The sequence below is a fragment of the Homoserinimonas sp. A447 genome (assembly GCF_054489325.1).
In genome coordinates this window covers 3,152,713-3,168,612 of record NZ_JBTMWW010000001.1, presented here as the reverse complement: position 1 = coordinate 3,168,612, position 15,900 = coordinate 3,152,713, and the positions used below count along the sequence as shown (strand labels likewise).

Genomic DNA, 15,900 nt, shown 5'->3' with positions numbered 1-15,900 from the left:
TCAGAGCAATGGTGGTCGGGTAGCGCCCAAGCGCAGCGAGGCCGCGCATCGAAACCTACTGGCAGCTATCGCACTGCAGCTCGTCCATCGGGTCGAGCGGTACGTAGTACTCGTCGTCCATCATTCACCCGCCTTCTGGGTCAGTCCGCCGAAGCCGAAGCCCTTGCGGGCGGACGCCGAGACGGCGGGCTCGGCTGCCGGGACCGCTGAGACGGCGGATGCGTCTGCCGGACTCACCGGGGACGCCGCACCGAAGCCGCGCTTGGCCCCGGCGTTGATCTCCTCCGCCTTGTTCACCTTGACGGTGGACTGTTCGGCCTGGTGGCGCGGTTTCATGTGCAGGTAGTACGTGGTCTTGACCCCGCGCTCCCACGCCGCATAGTAGATGTCCATCATGTCGCCGAGGTCGCGCGTCTCGAGGTACATGTTGCGGCTGATGGCCTGGTCGATCCACTTCTGGGCGCGAGCCGCGACCTCGAGGAACGCGTACGGCGACAGCTGGAAGCTGGTCTTGTAGACGGCCTTCACATCATCCGGAATCGCGTCAATGCCCTGAATGTCGCCCTGGCTGCGCAGGATCGACTCACGGGTCGTGCCCCAGATACCGAGCCGCTGCAGGTCGGCGACGAGGTTGCGGTTGACCTCCAGGAACTTGCCGTTCGAGGTGGAGCGGCTGAAGATCTGCGAGAACTGCGGGTCCAGGCCCGGGGTGGTTCCGGCGACCAGCCCGATGGATGCTGTCGGCGCGATGGCCATCAGCGTCGCGTTGCGCATTCCGCCCTTGACCTTTTCACGCATGGCGTCCCAGTCGAGGCGGGTCTTGCGGTTGACCTTGATCGGGATGCCGCGGTCGGCCTCCGTGGTCGCGATGCTGTCGAGGGGAACCATGCCCTTCGACCATCCGGAGCCTTCGAAGTTCGCATAGGCGCCACGCTCCTTCGCCAGGTTGGCGCTCTCGTCGATGGCCGCGTAGGAGACGTGCTCCATGATCTCGTCGATCAGGTCGTACGCTTCCTCGCTCTCGTAGCTGATGCCGAGCTTCTCGACGATATCGGTGAAGCCCATAACGCCGAGGCCGACCGCACGGTTCTGCTCGTTCGAGAAGTCGGCTTCCTTCACCGAAGACCGCGTGATGTCGATCAGGTTGTCGAGCTGGCGCACCGCGATGCGGGCGCTCTCCTCCACCTTGGCGAAGTCGATGCTGAGCCCCGCCTCGGCCGAGCCGAGGAGGTGCTGGGACAGGTTGATCGAGGCCAGGTTGCAGACCGAGACGTTGTCGACATCCTGCGGCAGCGTGATCTCGGTGCACAGGTTGGACAGGTGGATCGTTCCGGTGTTGTTGTTCAGTGCACGGTTGTTGATCGTGTCCTTCCAGGTCAGCCACGGGTGGCTGCTGGTCTGGAGGGAGATCAAGATCGACTTGAACTGCTCGCGGGCCTTGATCTTCTTGTGCATCCGCATCTGGCCGGCATCAGCCATGGCGGCGTACTCGGTGTAGCGGGCCGAGAATTCCTTGCCGTACAGCTCGTTCAGGTCGGCGACCTCGAGCGGGTCGAATAAGTACCAGTCGTCGTCGTTCTGCACGCGCTTCATGAACTCGTCGCTGATCCACACGGCGGTGTTCGCGGTGCGAGTGCGGCGGTACGGGTCGCCGGAGTTCTGGCGGAGGTCGAGGAACTCGGGGAAGTCGAGGTGCCAGTTCTCCATGTAGAAGCACAGCGCGCCGAACTTCTTACCGCCGCGGCTGACCGCGCGAAGAATCGAGTCGATCGTGTGCATGAACGGGATCGGCCCGGTCGAGGTGGTGTTGTTGGAGCGGATGGGGGAACCCTGCGAGCGCAGCTTGGTCACCGAGAGGCCGATGCCGCCGGTGCCCTTGGTGAGCCACATCACGTCGCGCGTGGTCTTCGCGATGTGCTCCATGTCGTCCTGCATCTCCATGACGAAGCAGTTCGCCAGCTGCGGGTAGATGGTGCCGGCGTTGACCAGTGTCGAGCCGGCCGCGAGGTACTCGAGCTTCGACATCTTCTCGTAGAACTTCATTGCCTGCTCGGTCGGGTTCGCCTCGTTAAGCGACAGGCCCATCGCGATGCGCATCCAGAAGTACTGCGGAACCTCGAGGGCGTCGCCGTTGCGACCCTTGATGCCGTACCGGTTGTTGAGTGTCACGACGCCGATGTACTTGAGCAGTTCGTCGTGGGCCGGCTTCAGGGCGCCCGCCAGCACGTCGAGGTCGAAGAGTTCGGTCAACCGCGGGTCGAGCAGGCCCTCCTCGACACCGCGGCGGATGTTCATACCGAAGTGCTCGACGTGCAGCTGCTTGAGCTCGTGAGCACTCTCATAGTCGCCGAGAACCCGCTTGTAGATCGTCTTGAGCAGGAGTCGCGCGGCGACGACGTCGAATGCGGGGTCGTCCTTCACGTTCTGCAGGGCGACCTGGATGACAGCCTCGTCCAGCTGCTGCGTGGTGATGCCGTCGAAGAGGGTGAGCTCCAGCTCGCTGGCGATCTGCGTAACCCAGGTGATGTTCTCATCGAGCCCCGCACTGGCATCCTCGATCGCCAGGTTGATCTTGTTCGCGTCGTAAGGCTCCCGCTCGCCGTTGCGCTTGACTACCGTGATTGACACTGGTTGACCCACCCATTCCCGGACGTTTCGTCCGTCTGTTCATTTCCCGAAAAGAACGCTCCGACCAGCGCTTCATTACCCCAAAACACCGCTGCTCTCGCCGTTGACAGCACGTCGAGCGTTCCACGAATTCTGTGAACCGAGACCATCTCGCAAAAGATGCCTCCCGGTCGTCACATCACTATATAGCGGGTGTCTGTGGCCTGCCACATCCCATATCTAGTGGGCGTGTCATCCACAGATGTGCATAACTTGTGCGAGTTCTACACACCCTGTGCACTAATTCTGGGTGCCGCCACCGACATCCATTCAACCTGGTGGCGCCCCTGGCCCCGACTGACGCCCCCACTAGACTTGAGCCCTTGTGAGCAGCTACCTGGAACTCTTGAAGACGCGCGGCGTCGGCCGGATCATGGGTGCTCAACTGGTCGCCAGGTTCCCGTCGGGGATGCTGTCGCTGGCCTTCCTGCTCCACGTCGAACGGGTGCACGACTCCTACGGCGCCGCCGGCCTGGTGCTGGCCGCCACCAGCGTCGGCCAGGCCATCGCCGGCCCGCTCACCAGCCGGTGGATGGGCGTCTGGGGAATGCGCAAGGTGATCATCATCACGATGGTCGTCAGCGCCACCGCTATCGGGACCATCGCGTTCACGGTGCTGCCGGTTCCGCTCTACATGGTCATCGGTTTCGTTGCCGGCCTCAGCTGGCCGCCGATCCAGCCTGCCGTCCGAACCATTTACCCGAAGATGGTGAACTCGAAGCAGCTCACCCCGCTCTTCTCGCTCGACGCATCCGCTCAGGAGATCATCTGGGTCGTCGGCCCGGTCGTCACCACGCTCGTCGCTACGCAGATCGGGACGATGCAGGCCATCGTGCTGGCGTTGGCATTCTTCGTCGGAGGAGGGGTGTGGTTCGTGCTGTCGCCGGAGCTCGGCCAGGTGCGCATCCCACGCAGTCGCCGCAAGCTCGGTGTCGTGCTCGGCCGGCCGCCCGTCATGCTCGCGACGGTCGTCGGATTCCTGCTGGTGGGGGCTGCCGCCAGCGTTGAGGCGGGTGTTGTCGCGACCTTCGACCACGGCTCAGCCGACGCCGGAATCGTGCTGGCCATCTTCGCTGTCGGTTCCCTCGCCGGCGGACTCGCGCTCGGCCACCTGCAGATCGGGCCGTGGGCGCTGGCACGGCGGATGTTCCTGGTCTTCGTCGGCCTGGCCCTCGCCGCGCTGTTCCTCGACTTCTGGTGGTTGTCCATCACGCTGTTCATCGCGGGTGTCGGCATTGCCCCGGCGCTGGCCGTGATGTTCTCGATCGTCTCATCGAGCGTCAAGTTCAGCGACACGGCCGAAGCCTACGGGTGGGTCGGCACCGGACAGCTCATCGGTGCCGCGCTCGGTTCGGCGGCAGCCGGGTTCCTCATCGACGCCAACGGCGCGGTCGGCGCTTTCTGGGTGGCTGGGGTGTTCGCGTTCGTCGGGTTCCTGGTTCCGGTGATCTTCCGCCGGGCGCACCCCGACCTGCGCGGACGCGACTCGAGCCCCATTCCCGACACGGAGCCGATCAGCACCATCCGCTGAGTGTCCCTCAGCTTGCGACAGTCATCCGCCGTCGCGTCCCAGCCGAGCCTGACTCGTCGGCACGAAAGAAGGAGTATTCGCGAATCCTGCCGAAAAACTTCCCTCATTCGGTGCTGAAGCCGTAAAAGGTCTCTCAAATGCGACGGGTAGCGGGTGAGGGTGGCGGGTGAGGGTAACAGTGCGGGCGCGGCTCAGTAGGAGGTGGCGGTCCAGAGGTGGAACAGCGCGTAGGCGCGGTAGGGGCGCCACGCCTGCGACGCGGCTTCGGCCGCCGCGACGCTGATGCCGCCCAGGGACCGTCGCAGCACGAGGTCGCCGGCCGTGAACGCATCTCGGTCGCCGAGGGCTCGCACGGCCAGGTAGTCGGCGGTCCACGGCCCGATTCCCGGGAGCGCGAGGAGCGCGGCGCGCACCGCGATCGGGTCAGCGTCCGGGCTGAGGATCAGTCCGTCGTCGCAGGCCGCTGCCAGGCTGTGCACGGCGAGCGCGCGCATCCCGGTCAGGCCGAGAGCGGCCCGCAGTTCGGTCAGCGGGAGGCCCGCGATGCTTCCTGCCGAGGGGAAGAGACGCAGCCCTGCCGGCCCCGGCTCGCCAAAGGCCTCGACCAGTTTCCCGCCGAGCGCGCGAGCCCGCGCCAGCGACACCTGCTGGCCGAGCACCGTCATCACGGCCGTCTCGAACCCGTTCGGAGACCCGATCACCCTGAGCCCCGGTCTGGCACGCAGCAGCGGCCCGATCACGGGGTCTCCGCCGAGCACGGCTTCGACACGCGACGGGTCGAGCTCCAGGTCGAACCAGCGCCGGATGATCGTGATGACCGCCGCAACATCCGCCAGGTCGGTGCTGCCGATGGTGGCGCTGATGGCATCCGTCGCCACCGTGACCGCGACGGCAACCGGGCCGGACGGTGCGGTCACGATGCGGGTGATGGTGTCGCCGTCCAGCGTCTCGGCGCCGGCGATGAGGTGCGCCCGCAGGTTGCCGAGCACGGCACCGGCGTCGAACGGCGGGATGAACCCGAGCTCCACCCGCGATCGCCTGCTCGGAGCACGAGCCGTTCGCGAGGCGACAGCTCCCACTAGTGCCCGTTCCGGAGAGATGTGCCCCGCGGAACGGGTGCATTCATCCGGAACGGGCACTATCGCGGGGTGTTCCACGATTACCAGCGGGGGTGCACGGCAGCGCGGAAGTAGCGGTCGTACAGCTCGAGCACGCCGTCGGTGAAGCCGTCGCTGAGCTGCGGCACCTCCCCGGCGGCCGTGTTCGAGGCGGCCTGGCGCACGTTGCGAGCGCCCGGGATGACCGAGCTGACGCCGTCGAGCTGCGCCACCCAGGCGAGGGCGACCTGCGCGGTCGAGTAGTCGGATGCTCCCGGCTCGGCGGCGATGAGCGCGGCGAACTCCTGCGCTGCGGCGACGCCGGACTCGAAGTCGACCCCGGAGAACGTCTCGCCGACGTCGAACGCCTCGCCGTTCCGGTTGAAGGTGCGGTGGTCGTTCTCCGCAAACGTGGTGGTCGCCGTGTACTTGCCGCTGAGCAGGCCGGATGCCAGTGGCACCCTGGCGATGATCCCCACCCCCGCCTGACGTGCGGCCGGCAGGACGGCGTCGAGCGGCTTCAGGCGGAACGCGTTCAGGATGACCTGCACGGTTGCCACGCCGGGTCGCGCGATCGCGGCGAGTGCCTCATCCGCCGTCTCAACGCTCACCCCGTAGTTCGCGATGGCGCCATCGGCGACCAGGGTGTCGAGCGCGTCGTACACGGCATCGGAGGTGAACACCGGCGCGGGCGGGCAGTGCAGTTGTACCAGGTGGAGTGTGTCCATCCGCAGGTTCCGGCGCGAGCGGTCGGTCCACTCGCGGAACTTCTCCAGGGTGAAGTTGGCCGGATCCTGGGCTTCACGACGGCCCATCTTGGTTGCCACTGTCACGTCGACACCGGGGCTGGCCGCGAGGTAGTCGCCGATCAGGCGTTCGCTGCGGCCGTCGCCGTAGACATCCGCCGTGTCGAAGAAGGTGACCCCACCCTGAACGGATCCGTCCAGCACCGCGTGGGCATCCGCCTCGCTGACGTCCCCCCAGTCTGCGCCGAGCTGCCAGGTCCCGAGGCCGATGGCCGAGACTTCCCTGCCGGTGCGTCCGAGGAGTCGAGTGTGCATGCGTCGACGCTACCCGATGACCTGCGCAACCACCTTGGCCATTCGCCTGCGTATCAGGTGGTCGTTCGCCTCCACCTGGTGCATGGTGACGTGGCGCAGTTTCTCGACGATGCGCAGCCCGCCCGGCACGATGAACTGGTCGAGCGTTCCGTAGACCACGTCGACCGGGGACTCGATGCCGGCGATGTCGCTGATGGTGGTCTGCGACTCGATGCAGTTCTGCAGGGACTTCACGAAGGCTTCCCAATTGCTTTCGGTCACCTCAAAGACATTCTTGATCGGCATGAGCCTTGAAATGATGGCGGCGTTGCGCAGCGTGAACTGCTTGTTCACCCGCAGGTACTCATACCCCTTCAGGTATGCGCCGAGAGCGGCTCGCTCGAAACGGTCGCCGACCTGTTCCGGTGAGATATAGATCGGCGGGCTGACCAGCACTGTCCTGCACACCCGCGCCGGGTTCGTCCTGGCATACCGGCTGACCAGCATGGCTCCCAGCGAGTGGCCGACGATGACGAACGGTTCCCTGAGGCCGAGCCCCCGGATGGTGCGCTCCAGCCAGGCCACGTGCTCCTCGATGGTGTACTCGGCCTTCGGTGGGACGGGAGATCCGCCGTGCCCGAGGATGTCGATCGCGATCACGCGATGCTGCTCGGCCAGCAGCGGCACCAGGTTCTGGAAGGTCACCGATGATGACGCGATGCCGTGCACCAGGATGACGACCGGGCCGCTTCCCTGGTCCTCGGCGATGTGCAGCGTCGGCCGGCGAAGCACGGCCTCCCACCATTCGCCGAACCAGGATCGCACCCGCTCGACGACACCCATACCCGCGATTATCGCAGGAGCCGCCGACTGGGCTGACGCACGATAGGCGCAAAACGTTGGGTAGCGCTCATGATCGGCGCAAGGCTACCGTTCTTGCATGAGACTCAGACTGCTGCGGGGCACGGTACTTGTGACGGCACTAGTGCTGACCGGATGCTCGGCATCCGGTGCGTCACTGGTCGGGGCGTCATCGACGGATGTCGCACCGCAGTCCGGTCCGGAGTTCGCCGACTCCGTCGTCGGGTTCGAGGATCTCGGCGCGGTGGGCGCGGACTCGGCAGCCAGGCTGGTCGACGGCGATCAGAAGATGATCGTCACCGGCTACCTCGTGATGACGGTGGAGCGTCCGGCGGAGGCGGCTGCCGAGGTTGCCACCATCGTCGAGCGGGCCGGCGGCCGCGTCGACGCACGCAGCGAGACGGCTCCGGATGGCGAGGACAAGGGTCGGGCCGAGTTGACGGTGCGAATCCCGTCCGACCGGCTCACCCAGACACTCGCCTCCCTCAAGGAGCTCGGCACTGTCGAGCGGGTGGAGCAGGAGAAACAGAACGTCACCGCCCAGGTGCGCGATCTGGACTCACGGATCAAGGCGCTGCACGCATCCGTCGATCGCCTGATCGCGTTGATGGCGGATGCCGATACCACCGCCGACCTGATCAGCATCGAGTCCGCCCTGTCGGAGCGGCAGGCGAACCTGGAGTCGCTCGAATCGCAGAAGCGGTCGCTGGACGACCTGGTTGAGCTGTCGACCTACACGATCCAGTTGGGCACCGAAGAGGATGCGCCCGTCGACGAGCCGGACACCTTCCTGTCCGGGCTGGCCGCCGGCTGGGAGGCCTTCGTCGGGTTCTTCGGCTTCCTGCTGGTCGCGTTCGGTGTGTTGTTGCCGTGGCTTGCACTGGTCGGGCTGGCGACGATCGTGATCGTCGTGGTGGCCAGGCGGAGGGTGAAGACCACACCGGCTGACGCCGTCGAGGGCCTCTAGGCAACCGTTATTTGCGGCGGGACCGTACGACCAGATACCAGAACAGTCCGACCAGCACGACCGTGCCGATGACCGTGGCTGCCAGTGTGCTGGAGGTGCGGAGCGCGGTGTCCGATGGCGATTCGGCGGCCGGCGCAGCAGTGTCCGCCGTGATGCCCGTTGCAGCCGACGACGGCGTGGCGGTCGCGGTGGCCGGCAGTGCGAGCGGCCCCGCCGTCAACGCCACCAGCGCGAGTAGTAAGCCCAGATTTCGGCGGTGTGAACCAGCCCAGCCGTCGTGCTCCATGTGTCATCCCTGTCGATCTCAACCGTTCATCCGTGAACAGTTCCCAGTATCGACATAATGCGAACGTATTGATATATCGGCGTTCCCCCCAATACGGGGACGACGGATGCGCCGGTGCCATTAGCGCTAGATCCAGACACCCACGATCGACCCGATGCCGAAGGTGACTCCCATGGTCACGACGCCGACGACCACGTTGCGCAGCACCGCCCTGCCCTTCGGCGCGCCCCCCACCTGAGCGCTGATCAGGCCGGTGCCGACGAGGGCGAGGATGACCACCGTGAAGGTGAGGTAGACGCGCACAGCGGGCGGAGAAAGCGTGATTGCCAGGAGCGGTAGTGCAGCGCCGACCGCGAACGAGGCCGCAGAGCTGACGGCGGCGTGCCAGGGGTTGGTGAACTGGTCGGGGTCGATGCCCAGTTCGATCTCCGCGTGGGCGGCGAGGGCATCCTTCTCGTGCAATTGCACCGCCACCTGTCTGGCGAGTTCGGCTGACAGTCCCTTCTCCTCGTAGAGGCCGGCCAATTCGGCGAGTTCCTCGTCCGGCATGGTCGCGAGTTCCCAGCGTTCCTTGTCGAGCAGCGCCTTCTCGGTGTCACGTTGCGAGCTGACCGAGACATATTCCCCACCGGCCATAGACAGTGCGCCGCTGACCAGGCCGGCGAGCCCGGCGATCAGCAGCGCGGTGTTGTCGAGGCTCGCACCGGCAACACCCACGACGATTCCTGCCGTGGAGATGATGCCGTCCTGACCGCCGAGGACGCTGGCGCGCAGGATGTTCAGCAGGGTGCCGACGCTCCGGCCGTGAAGTTCATCCGGGTGCTGGGCGGTGTCGATCATGGGGGGAAGCTCCTTGTGGTCCGTGCGCACCACGTTAACCCACCACGGCAATGCACGGTGTGATGCGCGATCGGAACGCAGTCGTGGTATCAACGGAGGATGCCCTTTGGATCACGCCGCCGTCGAGCCAAGGCTGCTGCGCGCCAGGCCAGCAACAGCCGGCCGTTGCGCGTGCTGGCACGCGGCGGCCTGGTGGCCAGCGGGCTCATCCACGTGATGATCGGTGCCATCGCCGTCAGCGTGACTTATGGGCTGAACCAGCGGGCGGACCAGTCCGGCGCACTGAAGGCGGTCGCCGAGACGCCGGGCGGAGTGGTGCTGCTGTGGATCGCCGCAATCGCCCTGATCGGCCTCGCGATCTGGCAGTGGACCGGGCCGATGGCCTGGCGGCCAGAAGGAGTCGCGCCCAATCGCATCCGTGACCGGTTCAAGGCGGTCGGCTTCCTGGTGGTCGGGCTCGCTGCGGTCGTCTTCGCGGTGGGCGGCCGCGCCGACACCGCAAAAGCCACGAGGACCCTCAGTTCGATTCTCCTCGACATCCCCGGTGGCGTTTTCATCCTCATCGCGCTTGGGATCGGCGTCGGGGCCGTCGGCGGTGCGTTCGTCTTCCGCGGTGTGTCCCGCAACTTCCGGGAAGACATCTCGCCCCCGGACGGCGCGGCCGGGCTGGCTGTCATCACCCTCGGTGTCGTCGGCCACACCACCAAGGGGCTGGCGCTCATTCTCGTCGGCGCATTGTTCGTCGGCAGCGCACTGTTCACCGACACCAGTTGGGCATCCGGACTGGACGGCGCTGTGAGATTCCTGGCCAGCCTGCCGACCGGCGTGTGGCCGCTGTTCCTCATCGCCGGCGGCCTGATCGTGCACGGGTTGTACCTGGTGACCCGCGCCCGCTTCATGCGGCGCTGAGCCGGTCAGTCCTCCCGGGCGATGACAGCCTTTCCCTTGGCGTCGCCGCGGGCGAGCACCAGCGCGATGATCCCGGTCAGCAGCATGATGATGCCCAGCGGGTTGGCTACACCGATGGCGATGCTGAGACCCGGCTCATCCGGGCCGGTGAGAATCGTTTGGAGACCCAGCGCCGTGACATCCGGAATCATCAACCCGAGGAGGATTCCGCAGGCCCAGGAGGCGACCAGCATCGCGACAGTCGCCGGCCGTGTGCGGTGCCCGAGCTGGGCGGTGCGCGCCAGCGCTTCGGTGATGAAGGCGTGCAGTACGACGATGATCAGGCCCAGCGTGAAGGTGTAGAGCTGCGTGAGCTCACCGGCGATGCCGAAGAACAGCCGGCCGACGGACACCCAGGCTGCGATCACCAGCCCCACGAAGACGACGAGCAGGGCGGGGATGATCGAGCGAGGTTGCATGCCCTCTACCGTAGCCAAGCGCAGGCCGACGTTCAGGTGCCTGCGGTAGCCTGCACTCATCGGTACATTGCCGATGTCAGGGAAGACCGCTTCATTGCACGTTCGGGCCCACAGCCTGTGCCAACGGTCAGGTCGCCTCCTCTGGGTATTCCGAGGAGCCAGCATGTCGACGCCCATTTTCAGCCACGAAGCCGATACCGACGCGGATGCCGCCGGTCGCGACATCCTGCCGGGCTTCTCCGAGTATTCGGCGATCGTCTACTGCGACGGCCAATTCGGCGAGCAGGACGGCAAGACCGCCAACGGTTTGGTGCGCCATTCGGAGAAATTCGACATCCTCAGCGTGATCGACAGCCGGCAGGCGGGGGCGGATGCCGGAATGCACCTTGACGGGGTCCCCAACGGAATCCCGGTGCTGGCGAGCCTGGGCGAGGCGATCGCGCATGCCGGATTCGTTCCCGCCTACCTGATCTGCGGGCTCGCGCCGGCGGACGGGATGCTTTCTGAAGCTCAACGCATCGTGCTGCTCGACGGCATCGCCCGAGGCATGAACCTGATCAACGGCCTTCACGAGTTCCTGAACGAGGATGCCGAGTTCGTGGCGGCGAGCATCCTCGCCGGCGTGACGATCACCGACATCCGCCGCCCCAAGGACAAGAAGGACCTGCAGGTCTTCACCGGCCGGATCTTCGACGTGACCTGCCCACGGATCGCCGTGCTCGGCACGGATGGTGCGATCGGCAAGCGCACCACCTCGACCCTGCTCGTGCAGGCGCTGGTCGCCAGGGGCATCCGCGCGGTGATGGTTGGCACCGGCCAGACATCGTTGATCCAGGGCGGGAAGTATGGCGTTGCCATGGATGCGATCGCCCCGCAGTTCTGCTCCGGAGAGCTGGAGGCGCAGGTCGTCGCCGCGTTCGAGAACGAGGATCCGGATGTCATCATCGTCGAAGGCCAGGGTGCGCTCAGCCATCCTGCCTACCTGACCTCCGCGTATATTCTGCGCGGCAGCCGACCGGCAGGGGTGATCGTGCAGCACGCCCCGGGGCGCGGCACGCTCGGCGACTACCCGATGATCGCCATGCCGACCGTCGCCAGCGAGGTCGCCCTGATCGAGGCGTTCGCGGACACCAAGGTGATCGGCGTCGCCATCAACCACGAGCACCTGGACGATGTCGAGGTCACTGCGGCGATCCTCGAGATTGAGCTGGAGAACGGCCTTCCCGCTACCGACCCTCTCACCCGGCCGCTGGACGACCTGGTCGACATGGTGTTGTTCGCGTTTCCCCAGCTCGCGGCATCCCTCACCGCGGGCGTTCGCTAGCCGAGGCCCGGCCGCCGAGGAGTAGCGTGAGCCTCAAAGCGAGGAGAACGCCATGGTAGAGGGCACGCTGGAATCGGCGTTGGAGCGCGAGCACCGCGCGATCGACGGCGGCATCGAGGAGTACAGCTCCGGCGACGGGGCGAGCGACGAACCGTTGCTGTGGTCGATGTTCGGCCTGCGCAGGCACATCTATCTTGAGGAGCGGTTCCTGTTCCCGCCGCTCCGCGATGCCGGCATGATGATGCCGGTGATGGTGATGCTGCGCGAGCACGGTGAGTTGTGGCGGTCGATGGATGCCCTGGACCGCCTCCTGGCGGATGACGCCGCCCACGCCACCGTGCTCACCGCCTGCCGCGAACTGCTGGCCCAGCTGGACAAGCACAACACGAAGGAGGAACCGATCCTCTATGCCCGAGCGGATGCCGTGCTCTCCCCTGCCGCGACCGCTGAACTCAGCGCATTCATCGACGAGGGGCGCCTGCCCGGAGGCTGGGTGTGCGAGGGCGCCTGAGCCTGACTCACTCGACCTTCGACAGTAGGCCGGCGGCGCGCGCCGGCGCAGCGTACGCGACGGCGAGGCTGGCGATGGTGTCGTGGGCGTTGAGGCCGCTCGGGTTCGGGACGACCCAGAGTTCGGCATCCGCTATTCGTTCCGGCTGGCGGCCGACGGTGGCGCGCGGCCTCACGAACGCTTGCCGGTATGCGGTGATCCCGACGATCGCAACCACGGCCGGAGACCAGGCCGCGACGTTCTCGGTCAGGTGCATCGCCCCGGCACGCAGTTCCTCTTTGGTCAGCTCGTCGGCCCGCACCGTCGCCCGGTTCACCAGGTTGCTGATGCCGATGCCCGCAGCCATCAGGTTGTGCCTCTCGTCGTCGCTGAGCCCGTCAGCGAACGACGGAATCCGCGGAATGATCCCCGCCGCGGCGAGCGCCGGGTAGAAGCGGTTGCCGGGGTGGGCGAACGGCGTTTGGGTGGCCGCGGTCCAGAGTCCGGGGTTGATGCCGACGAACAGCAGCTTCAGCCCTGGCCCGACCAGGGGCGTGATGCTGGCGTCGCGGTACGACTCCAGCTCTGCCCTCGTGAACCTCATGTGCCCTCCCCCGGTCAGACCGCGTCGACGTAGACCCAGCCGCCATCGTGTCGCGCGAACCGGCTCGTCTCGTGCTGGCTGCCGGCGCCATCCGCTGCCTTGAAATGCGCGCGGAACTCGACCGTGCCATCCGTGTCGAGCATCCCACCGCCGGACGTGGACAGGATGTCCAGCCGGTACCAGCGCAGCTCCGGGTCCAGCAGCGTGAGTTCGCTGGGACGGGTAGCCGGATGCCAGGTTCGCAGCAAATAGGCCACGTCACCGACCGCATACGCTGAGTAGCGGGACCGCATCAGGCGTTCAGCAGTGGGAGCGGCGGCGACTCCGGCGTGGAATGGACCACAGCATTCGTCGTAGGGCGAACCGCTCAGGCAGGGGCAACGGCTGGTGGTCATGGCTCCATTATTGACGAGACATAAACCCGCCTGCTCGGGTTCTTGCCTCGAACCGCGGAATCCATCAAGGAGCCGCAGCAGTCGCTTTCTCCGCAGTGGCACCTTCGCCGGGAACGGGCTGCAAGTCAGCCACACCACGACTCTGCCATTCACCAAAAGTCTGACCCGTCTCCACACCCATCCAGGCTGTCCGTCCGTTGCAAGCGCGGCCGGTGACTACCGCTCCAGCGGCTGACGGCGAGGCGAACGGCACATCCCGCGTGAATTGGGCAAGCCCGTCGGACACCAACTCCAATGTCCCATCCGCAACAAACGTGCGGTGGAGTTGTTCGTACCCGGGATGCCGGTGGGTGCCAATCCACGCCTCGCGCGCACCCGACCCCTGCATGACAGTGAATTCACCGTCAACCTCCCTTGCCGTTGCAACTACCCCGTGCCTTGGCACCTCGAGCTTAAAAAGGGGAGACTGGTGCACGTCCCGTGCGTCCTCACCCATGGGTTGCTGGAGTGGTTTGCGAGCAGACCGGAGCACCGTCACACCGAGCACTGGCAATACGATCTCGGCTTGACTGATGAAATATTCCATGTCCGAGATATCTGCTTCAGGCAATTGAATAGCGCTTGGTGCAGTGCCGTTGATGAGATGCGATCGCCCGGCTGCTGCCGCAAGTGCGATGAAACGCGACTCTAGATAACGAGCGTGGGCTTTCGTGAGGTTGGCATCCTTGGACGTGAAAATCACCACGCGATCCCAAAAGTCTTTGCCGCCCTGGTCCTCGGCACGAGCATGCTGGCGCAAACGCGTTGCAATCTCGTCACCTTCCCCGAGGTAGACGGCCAAGCCACCTCTGGCGTCGGGAGCGTCACCGAGCAGGATGTAGATTCCAGTTCGATGTGCTTCAGGCCGTCTGAGCAGTTCGCCGATCTCCGAGCGTGGCGACGAGATGGCATGGCCCGTCCAATTCATGATCTCCGCCGTCACCAGCCCACCCGGCGTACCGTCAACCAGATAAAGCCGCACCTGCTTGCCAATGCTCATGCCCAGCCCCCTCAGCTTGCAGAAGATGAGAGGACTGGCTGTTTCCCCTGCATCCGCGCCACGTGAGCTCTCAGGCTATCGGGTACGTGCAGCGATGCGCCCCACTCAGGTTTCCCGACGATAGAGCCTCATGTCTCAATGAAGTCCCGCGCACATTTAACGAGGTACGGCCCCACACTCCGTGCGGGGCCGTACCTCGTTGGTGGACCTAAGGAGATTCGAACTCCTGACCTCCTCGATGCGAACGAGGCGCGCTACCAACTGCGCCATAGGCCCGTACTGCGGTAGCTAGGTTATCACCTCAGTCGGCCACGGTCATCCGTTCGAAACCACAGGCGGGGCGCCCGCGGCGGGCGGAGCTGCGCGGGGTTTTCCGTGGAACGTGGCAACGGATGCGGCAGCGCTTCACTGAAAGGGCCGCGCAGCGAGCGGGTGGGTCCGAGCTAGACGGCGCGACGGCGGCGCAAGACCTCGTCCAGGTCCGGGGTGCTCGACTCGTCGACCTCGACGATGCCCATGCGAGCGAAACGATTCGCCGGTGCGGCAGCCGGCTCTGGTCGGGAGATCGGCGTGGCCTGCTCCTGGGCCGCACGCAGCGCGCGTTCCGCCCGAGCTGCTGCTTCCTGTAACTGGGCGGCACTGTCTGCCTGCGCAGCGTCCCGTGCTGCGGGCGCGACCTCCGACCGCGACAGGTAGAGCGGCTTCGGCATCGGCATCGGCGTCCAGCTGGTGCGCACCGGTTGCTGCCGCGCCACCGGCCGCTCCGCCTCGAACACTTCCGCGGCGCGTGACGGCTGCAAGGTCTGGGCGAGCTGGGCGCGGGCGTGGCTCACCTGGTTGATCTGCACCAGCAGCGCCACCGCGCCGATCGCGACGACGGCCCCGGCGACGAGCAACACGGCACCGCCACCGACCACGGCCTGGCCGATGCCGAACCCGATCGCGATAAGGGCGGCGAGCAATGCCACTGTCGTCATCGCCCGGGAGCGTCTCAACCGGCGGGAGGCGAGCGAAGTGGGGGCGACGGATGCCGCAATGGCCGGCCCCGTCTCAGCGAGCTGGCGGGCGGCCGCGCGAGCGGCGGCGGCATCCTGCGCCCGGGCGATCGCCTGGGTGCGTTGCATTTCGCGCTGCAAGATCTTCTCCTGTGCTGCCACGTTTCGTGTTGTGGCCTCGATGCGCACCTGGTCCGGAACTTCAGCGGTCTCCGCCATGATGCGCAGCGTCTGCTGCAGGCGTACCGCGTTGCGCTCGGTGGAGAGGTACTCTCGGCGACGCAACCAGGTGGGGACGAGGTAGACGAGCCAGAGCACGGCGGCGAGCACGATCACCACGCTCGAGCTGAGCCCCTCTATTCCCATGCACCAACGGTACGAGTGCGGAGGCCACACG

16 protein-coding genes and 1 tRNA gene are annotated in these 15,900 nt (G+C 66.1%); 5 read left to right on the top strand and 12 right to left on the bottom strand.

The window, feature by feature from the left end; genetic code table 11:
- Positions 1–120: 120 nt before the first annotated feature.
- Complete coding sequence (locus tag ACX3O0_RS15730) at positions 121–2,628, bottom strand: ribonucleoside-diphosphate reductase subunit alpha (protein ID WP_459108363.1); 2,508 nt, start codon at positions 2,626–2,628, stop codon at positions 121–123.
- 364 nt (positions 2,629–2,992) lie between these two features.
- Here ACX3O0_RS15730 and ACX3O0_RS15725 point away from each other — a divergent pair, with 364 nt between their 5' ends.
- Entirely contained in the window at positions 2,993–4,198 is a 1,206-nt protein-coding gene (locus tag ACX3O0_RS15725; protein ID WP_459092818.1) for an MFS transporter, read from the top strand.
- A 191-nt stretch (positions 4,199–4,389) separates the two neighbouring features.
- On the opposite strand, the gene ACX3O0_RS15720 is transcribed toward ACX3O0_RS15725, so the two are convergent.
- The 3 genes from ACX3O0_RS15720 to ACX3O0_RS15710 all read right to left on the bottom strand — a co-directional run bounded on the left by ACX3O0_RS15720 (position 4,390) and on the right by ACX3O0_RS15710 (position 7,178).
- Positions 4,390–5,226 carry a DNA-3-methyladenine glycosylase family protein gene (locus ACX3O0_RS15720; RefSeq protein WP_459108362.1) on the bottom strand — a complete coding sequence of 279 codons (837 nt, stop codon included), beginning with the start codon at positions 5,224–5,226 and terminating at the stop codon, positions 4,390–4,392.
- Positions 5,227–5,357: 131 nt separating this feature from the next.
- The gene (locus ACX3O0_RS15715) at positions 5,358–6,356 is read right to left on the bottom strand and encodes an aldo/keto reductase (protein ID WP_459108361.1); all 999 of its coding nucleotides are present in this window, start codon (positions 6,354–6,356) and stop codon (positions 5,358–5,360) included.
- Positions 6,357–6,365: 9 nt separating this feature from the next.
- A complete protein-coding gene (locus ACX3O0_RS15710) occupies positions 6,366–7,178 on the bottom strand; it encodes an alpha/beta fold hydrolase (RefSeq protein WP_459108360.1) in 813 nt (270 codons plus the stop codon).
- A gap of 97 nt (positions 7,179–7,275) precedes the next feature.
- On the opposite strand from ACX3O0_RS15710, the gene ACX3O0_RS15705 reads away from it, so the two are divergent.
- Positions 7,276–8,163, top strand: coding sequence for a DUF4349 domain-containing protein (locus ACX3O0_RS15705; RefSeq protein ID WP_459108359.1), 888 nt, complete (start codon positions 7,276–7,278; stop codon positions 8,161–8,163).
- 7 nt (positions 8,164–8,170) lie between these two features.
- On the opposite strand, the gene ACX3O0_RS15700 is transcribed toward ACX3O0_RS15705, so the two are convergent.
- The gene (locus ACX3O0_RS15700; protein ID WP_459108358.1) at positions 8,171–8,449 is read right to left on the bottom strand and encodes a hypothetical protein; all 279 of its coding nucleotides are present in this window, start codon (positions 8,447–8,449) and stop codon (positions 8,171–8,173) included.
- 126 nt (positions 8,450–8,575) lie between these two features.
- Positions 8,576–9,289 (bottom strand): VIT1/CCC1 transporter family protein, encoded by a 714-nt coding sequence (locus ACX3O0_RS15695; RefSeq protein ID WP_459108357.1) that lies wholly within the window; start codon positions 9,287–9,289, stop codon positions 8,576–8,578.
- Between the two features lie 99 nt (positions 9,290–9,388).
- On the opposite strand from ACX3O0_RS15695, the gene ACX3O0_RS15690 reads away from it, so the two are divergent.
- On the top strand, positions 9,389–10,198 hold the full coding sequence (locus ACX3O0_RS15690) for a DUF1206 domain-containing protein (protein WP_459108356.1): 810 nt from the start codon (positions 9,389–9,391) through the stop codon (positions 10,196–10,198).
- Positions 10,199–10,203: 5 nt separating this feature from the next.
- Here ACX3O0_RS15690 and ACX3O0_RS15685 read toward each other — a convergent pair whose 3' ends face one another.
- Complete coding sequence (locus ACX3O0_RS15685; protein WP_459092802.1) at positions 10,204–10,656, bottom strand: hypothetical protein; 453 nt, start codon at positions 10,654–10,656, stop codon at positions 10,204–10,206.
- A 163-nt stretch (positions 10,657–10,819) separates the two neighbouring features.
- Here ACX3O0_RS15685 and ACX3O0_RS15680 point away from each other — a divergent pair, with 163 nt between their 5' ends.
- Positions 10,820–11,980, top strand: coding sequence for a DUF1611 domain-containing protein (locus ACX3O0_RS15680; protein WP_459092800.1), 1,161 nt, complete (start codon positions 10,820–10,822; stop codon positions 11,978–11,980).
- A 52-nt stretch (positions 11,981–12,032) separates the two neighbouring features.
- Positions 12,033–12,491, top strand: coding sequence for a hemerythrin domain-containing protein (locus ACX3O0_RS15675; RefSeq protein WP_459092798.1), 459 nt, complete (start codon positions 12,033–12,035; stop codon positions 12,489–12,491).
- 7 nt (positions 12,492–12,498) lie between these two features.
- Here the strand turns inward: ACX3O0_RS15675 and ACX3O0_RS15670 are convergent, their stop codons facing one another.
- The 5 genes from ACX3O0_RS15670 to ACX3O0_RS15650 form a co-directional block, all read right to left on the bottom strand.
- Positions 12,499–13,074 (bottom strand): mismatch-specific DNA-glycosylase, encoded by a 576-nt coding sequence (locus tag ACX3O0_RS15670; RefSeq protein ID WP_459108355.1) that lies wholly within the window; start codon positions 13,072–13,074, stop codon positions 12,499–12,501.
- A 14-nt stretch (positions 13,075–13,088) separates the two neighbouring features.
- On the bottom strand, positions 13,089–13,469 hold the full coding sequence (locus ACX3O0_RS15665; protein WP_459108354.1) for a YchJ family protein: 381 nt from the start codon (positions 13,467–13,469) through the stop codon (positions 13,089–13,091).
- 64 nt (positions 13,470–13,533) lie between these two features.
- Positions 13,534–14,508 carry a DUF4357 domain-containing protein gene (locus ACX3O0_RS15660; protein WP_459108353.1) on the bottom strand — a complete coding sequence of 325 codons (975 nt, stop codon included), beginning with the start codon at positions 14,506–14,508 and terminating at the stop codon, positions 13,534–13,536.
- A gap of 200 nt (positions 14,509–14,708) precedes the next feature.
- Positions 14,709–14,784, bottom strand: a tRNA-Ala gene (locus tag ACX3O0_RS15655).
- Between the two features lie 167 nt (positions 14,785–14,951).
- Positions 14,952–15,869, bottom strand: coding sequence for a phage holin family protein (locus ACX3O0_RS15650; RefSeq protein WP_459092790.1), 918 nt, complete (start codon positions 15,867–15,869; stop codon positions 14,952–14,954).
- Positions 15,870–15,900 lie beyond the last annotated feature (31 nt).

Bases quoted from the DNA above. Each gene is read 5' to 3' on its own strand.
- ACX3O0_RS15715 (WP_459108361.1), bottom strand. From the start codon at position 6,356: ATGCACACTCGACTCCTCGGACGCACCGGCAGGGAAGTCTCGGCCATC.
- ACX3O0_RS15710 (WP_459108360.1), bottom strand. From the start codon at position 7,178: ATGGGTGTCGTCGAGCGGGTGCGATCCTGGTTCGGCGAATGGTGGGAG.
- ACX3O0_RS15705 (WP_459108359.1), top strand. From the start codon at position 7,276: ATGAGACTCAGACTGCTGCGGGGCACGGTACTTGTGACGGCACTAGTG.
- ACX3O0_RS15700 (WP_459108358.1), bottom strand. From the start codon at position 8,449: ATGGAGCACGACGGCTGGGCTGGTTCACACCGCCGAAATCTGGGCTTA.
- ACX3O0_RS15695 (WP_459108357.1), bottom strand. From the start codon at position 9,289: ATGATCGACACCGCCCAGCACCCGGATGAACTTCACGGCCGGAGCGTC.
- ACX3O0_RS15690 (WP_459108356.1), top strand. From the start codon at position 9,389: ATGCCCTTTGGATCACGCCGCCGTCGAGCCAAGGCTGCTGCGCGCCAG.
- ACX3O0_RS15685 (WP_459092802.1), bottom strand. From the start codon at position 10,656: ATGCAACCTCGCTCGATCATCCCCGCCCTGCTCGTCGTCTTCGTGGGG.
- ACX3O0_RS15680 (WP_459092800.1), top strand. From the start codon at position 10,820: ATGTCGACGCCCATTTTCAGCCACGAAGCCGATACCGACGCGGATGCC.
- ACX3O0_RS15675 (WP_459092798.1), top strand. From the start codon at position 12,033: ATGGTAGAGGGCACGCTGGAATCGGCGTTGGAGCGCGAGCACCGCGCG.
- ACX3O0_RS15670 (WP_459108355.1), bottom strand. From the start codon at position 13,074: ATGAGGTTCACGAGGGCAGAGCTGGAGTCGTACCGCGACGCCAGCATC.
- ACX3O0_RS15665 (WP_459108354.1), bottom strand. From the start codon at position 13,469: ATGACCACCAGCCGTTGCCCCTGCCTGAGCGGTTCGCCCTACGACGAA.
- ACX3O0_RS15660 (WP_459108353.1), bottom strand. From the start codon at position 14,508: ATGAGCATTGGCAAGCAGGTGCGGCTTTATCTGGTTGACGGTACGCCG.
- ACX3O0_RS15650 (WP_459092790.1), bottom strand. From the start codon at position 15,869: ATGGGAATAGAGGGGCTCAGCTCGAGCGTGGTGATCGTGCTCGCCGCC.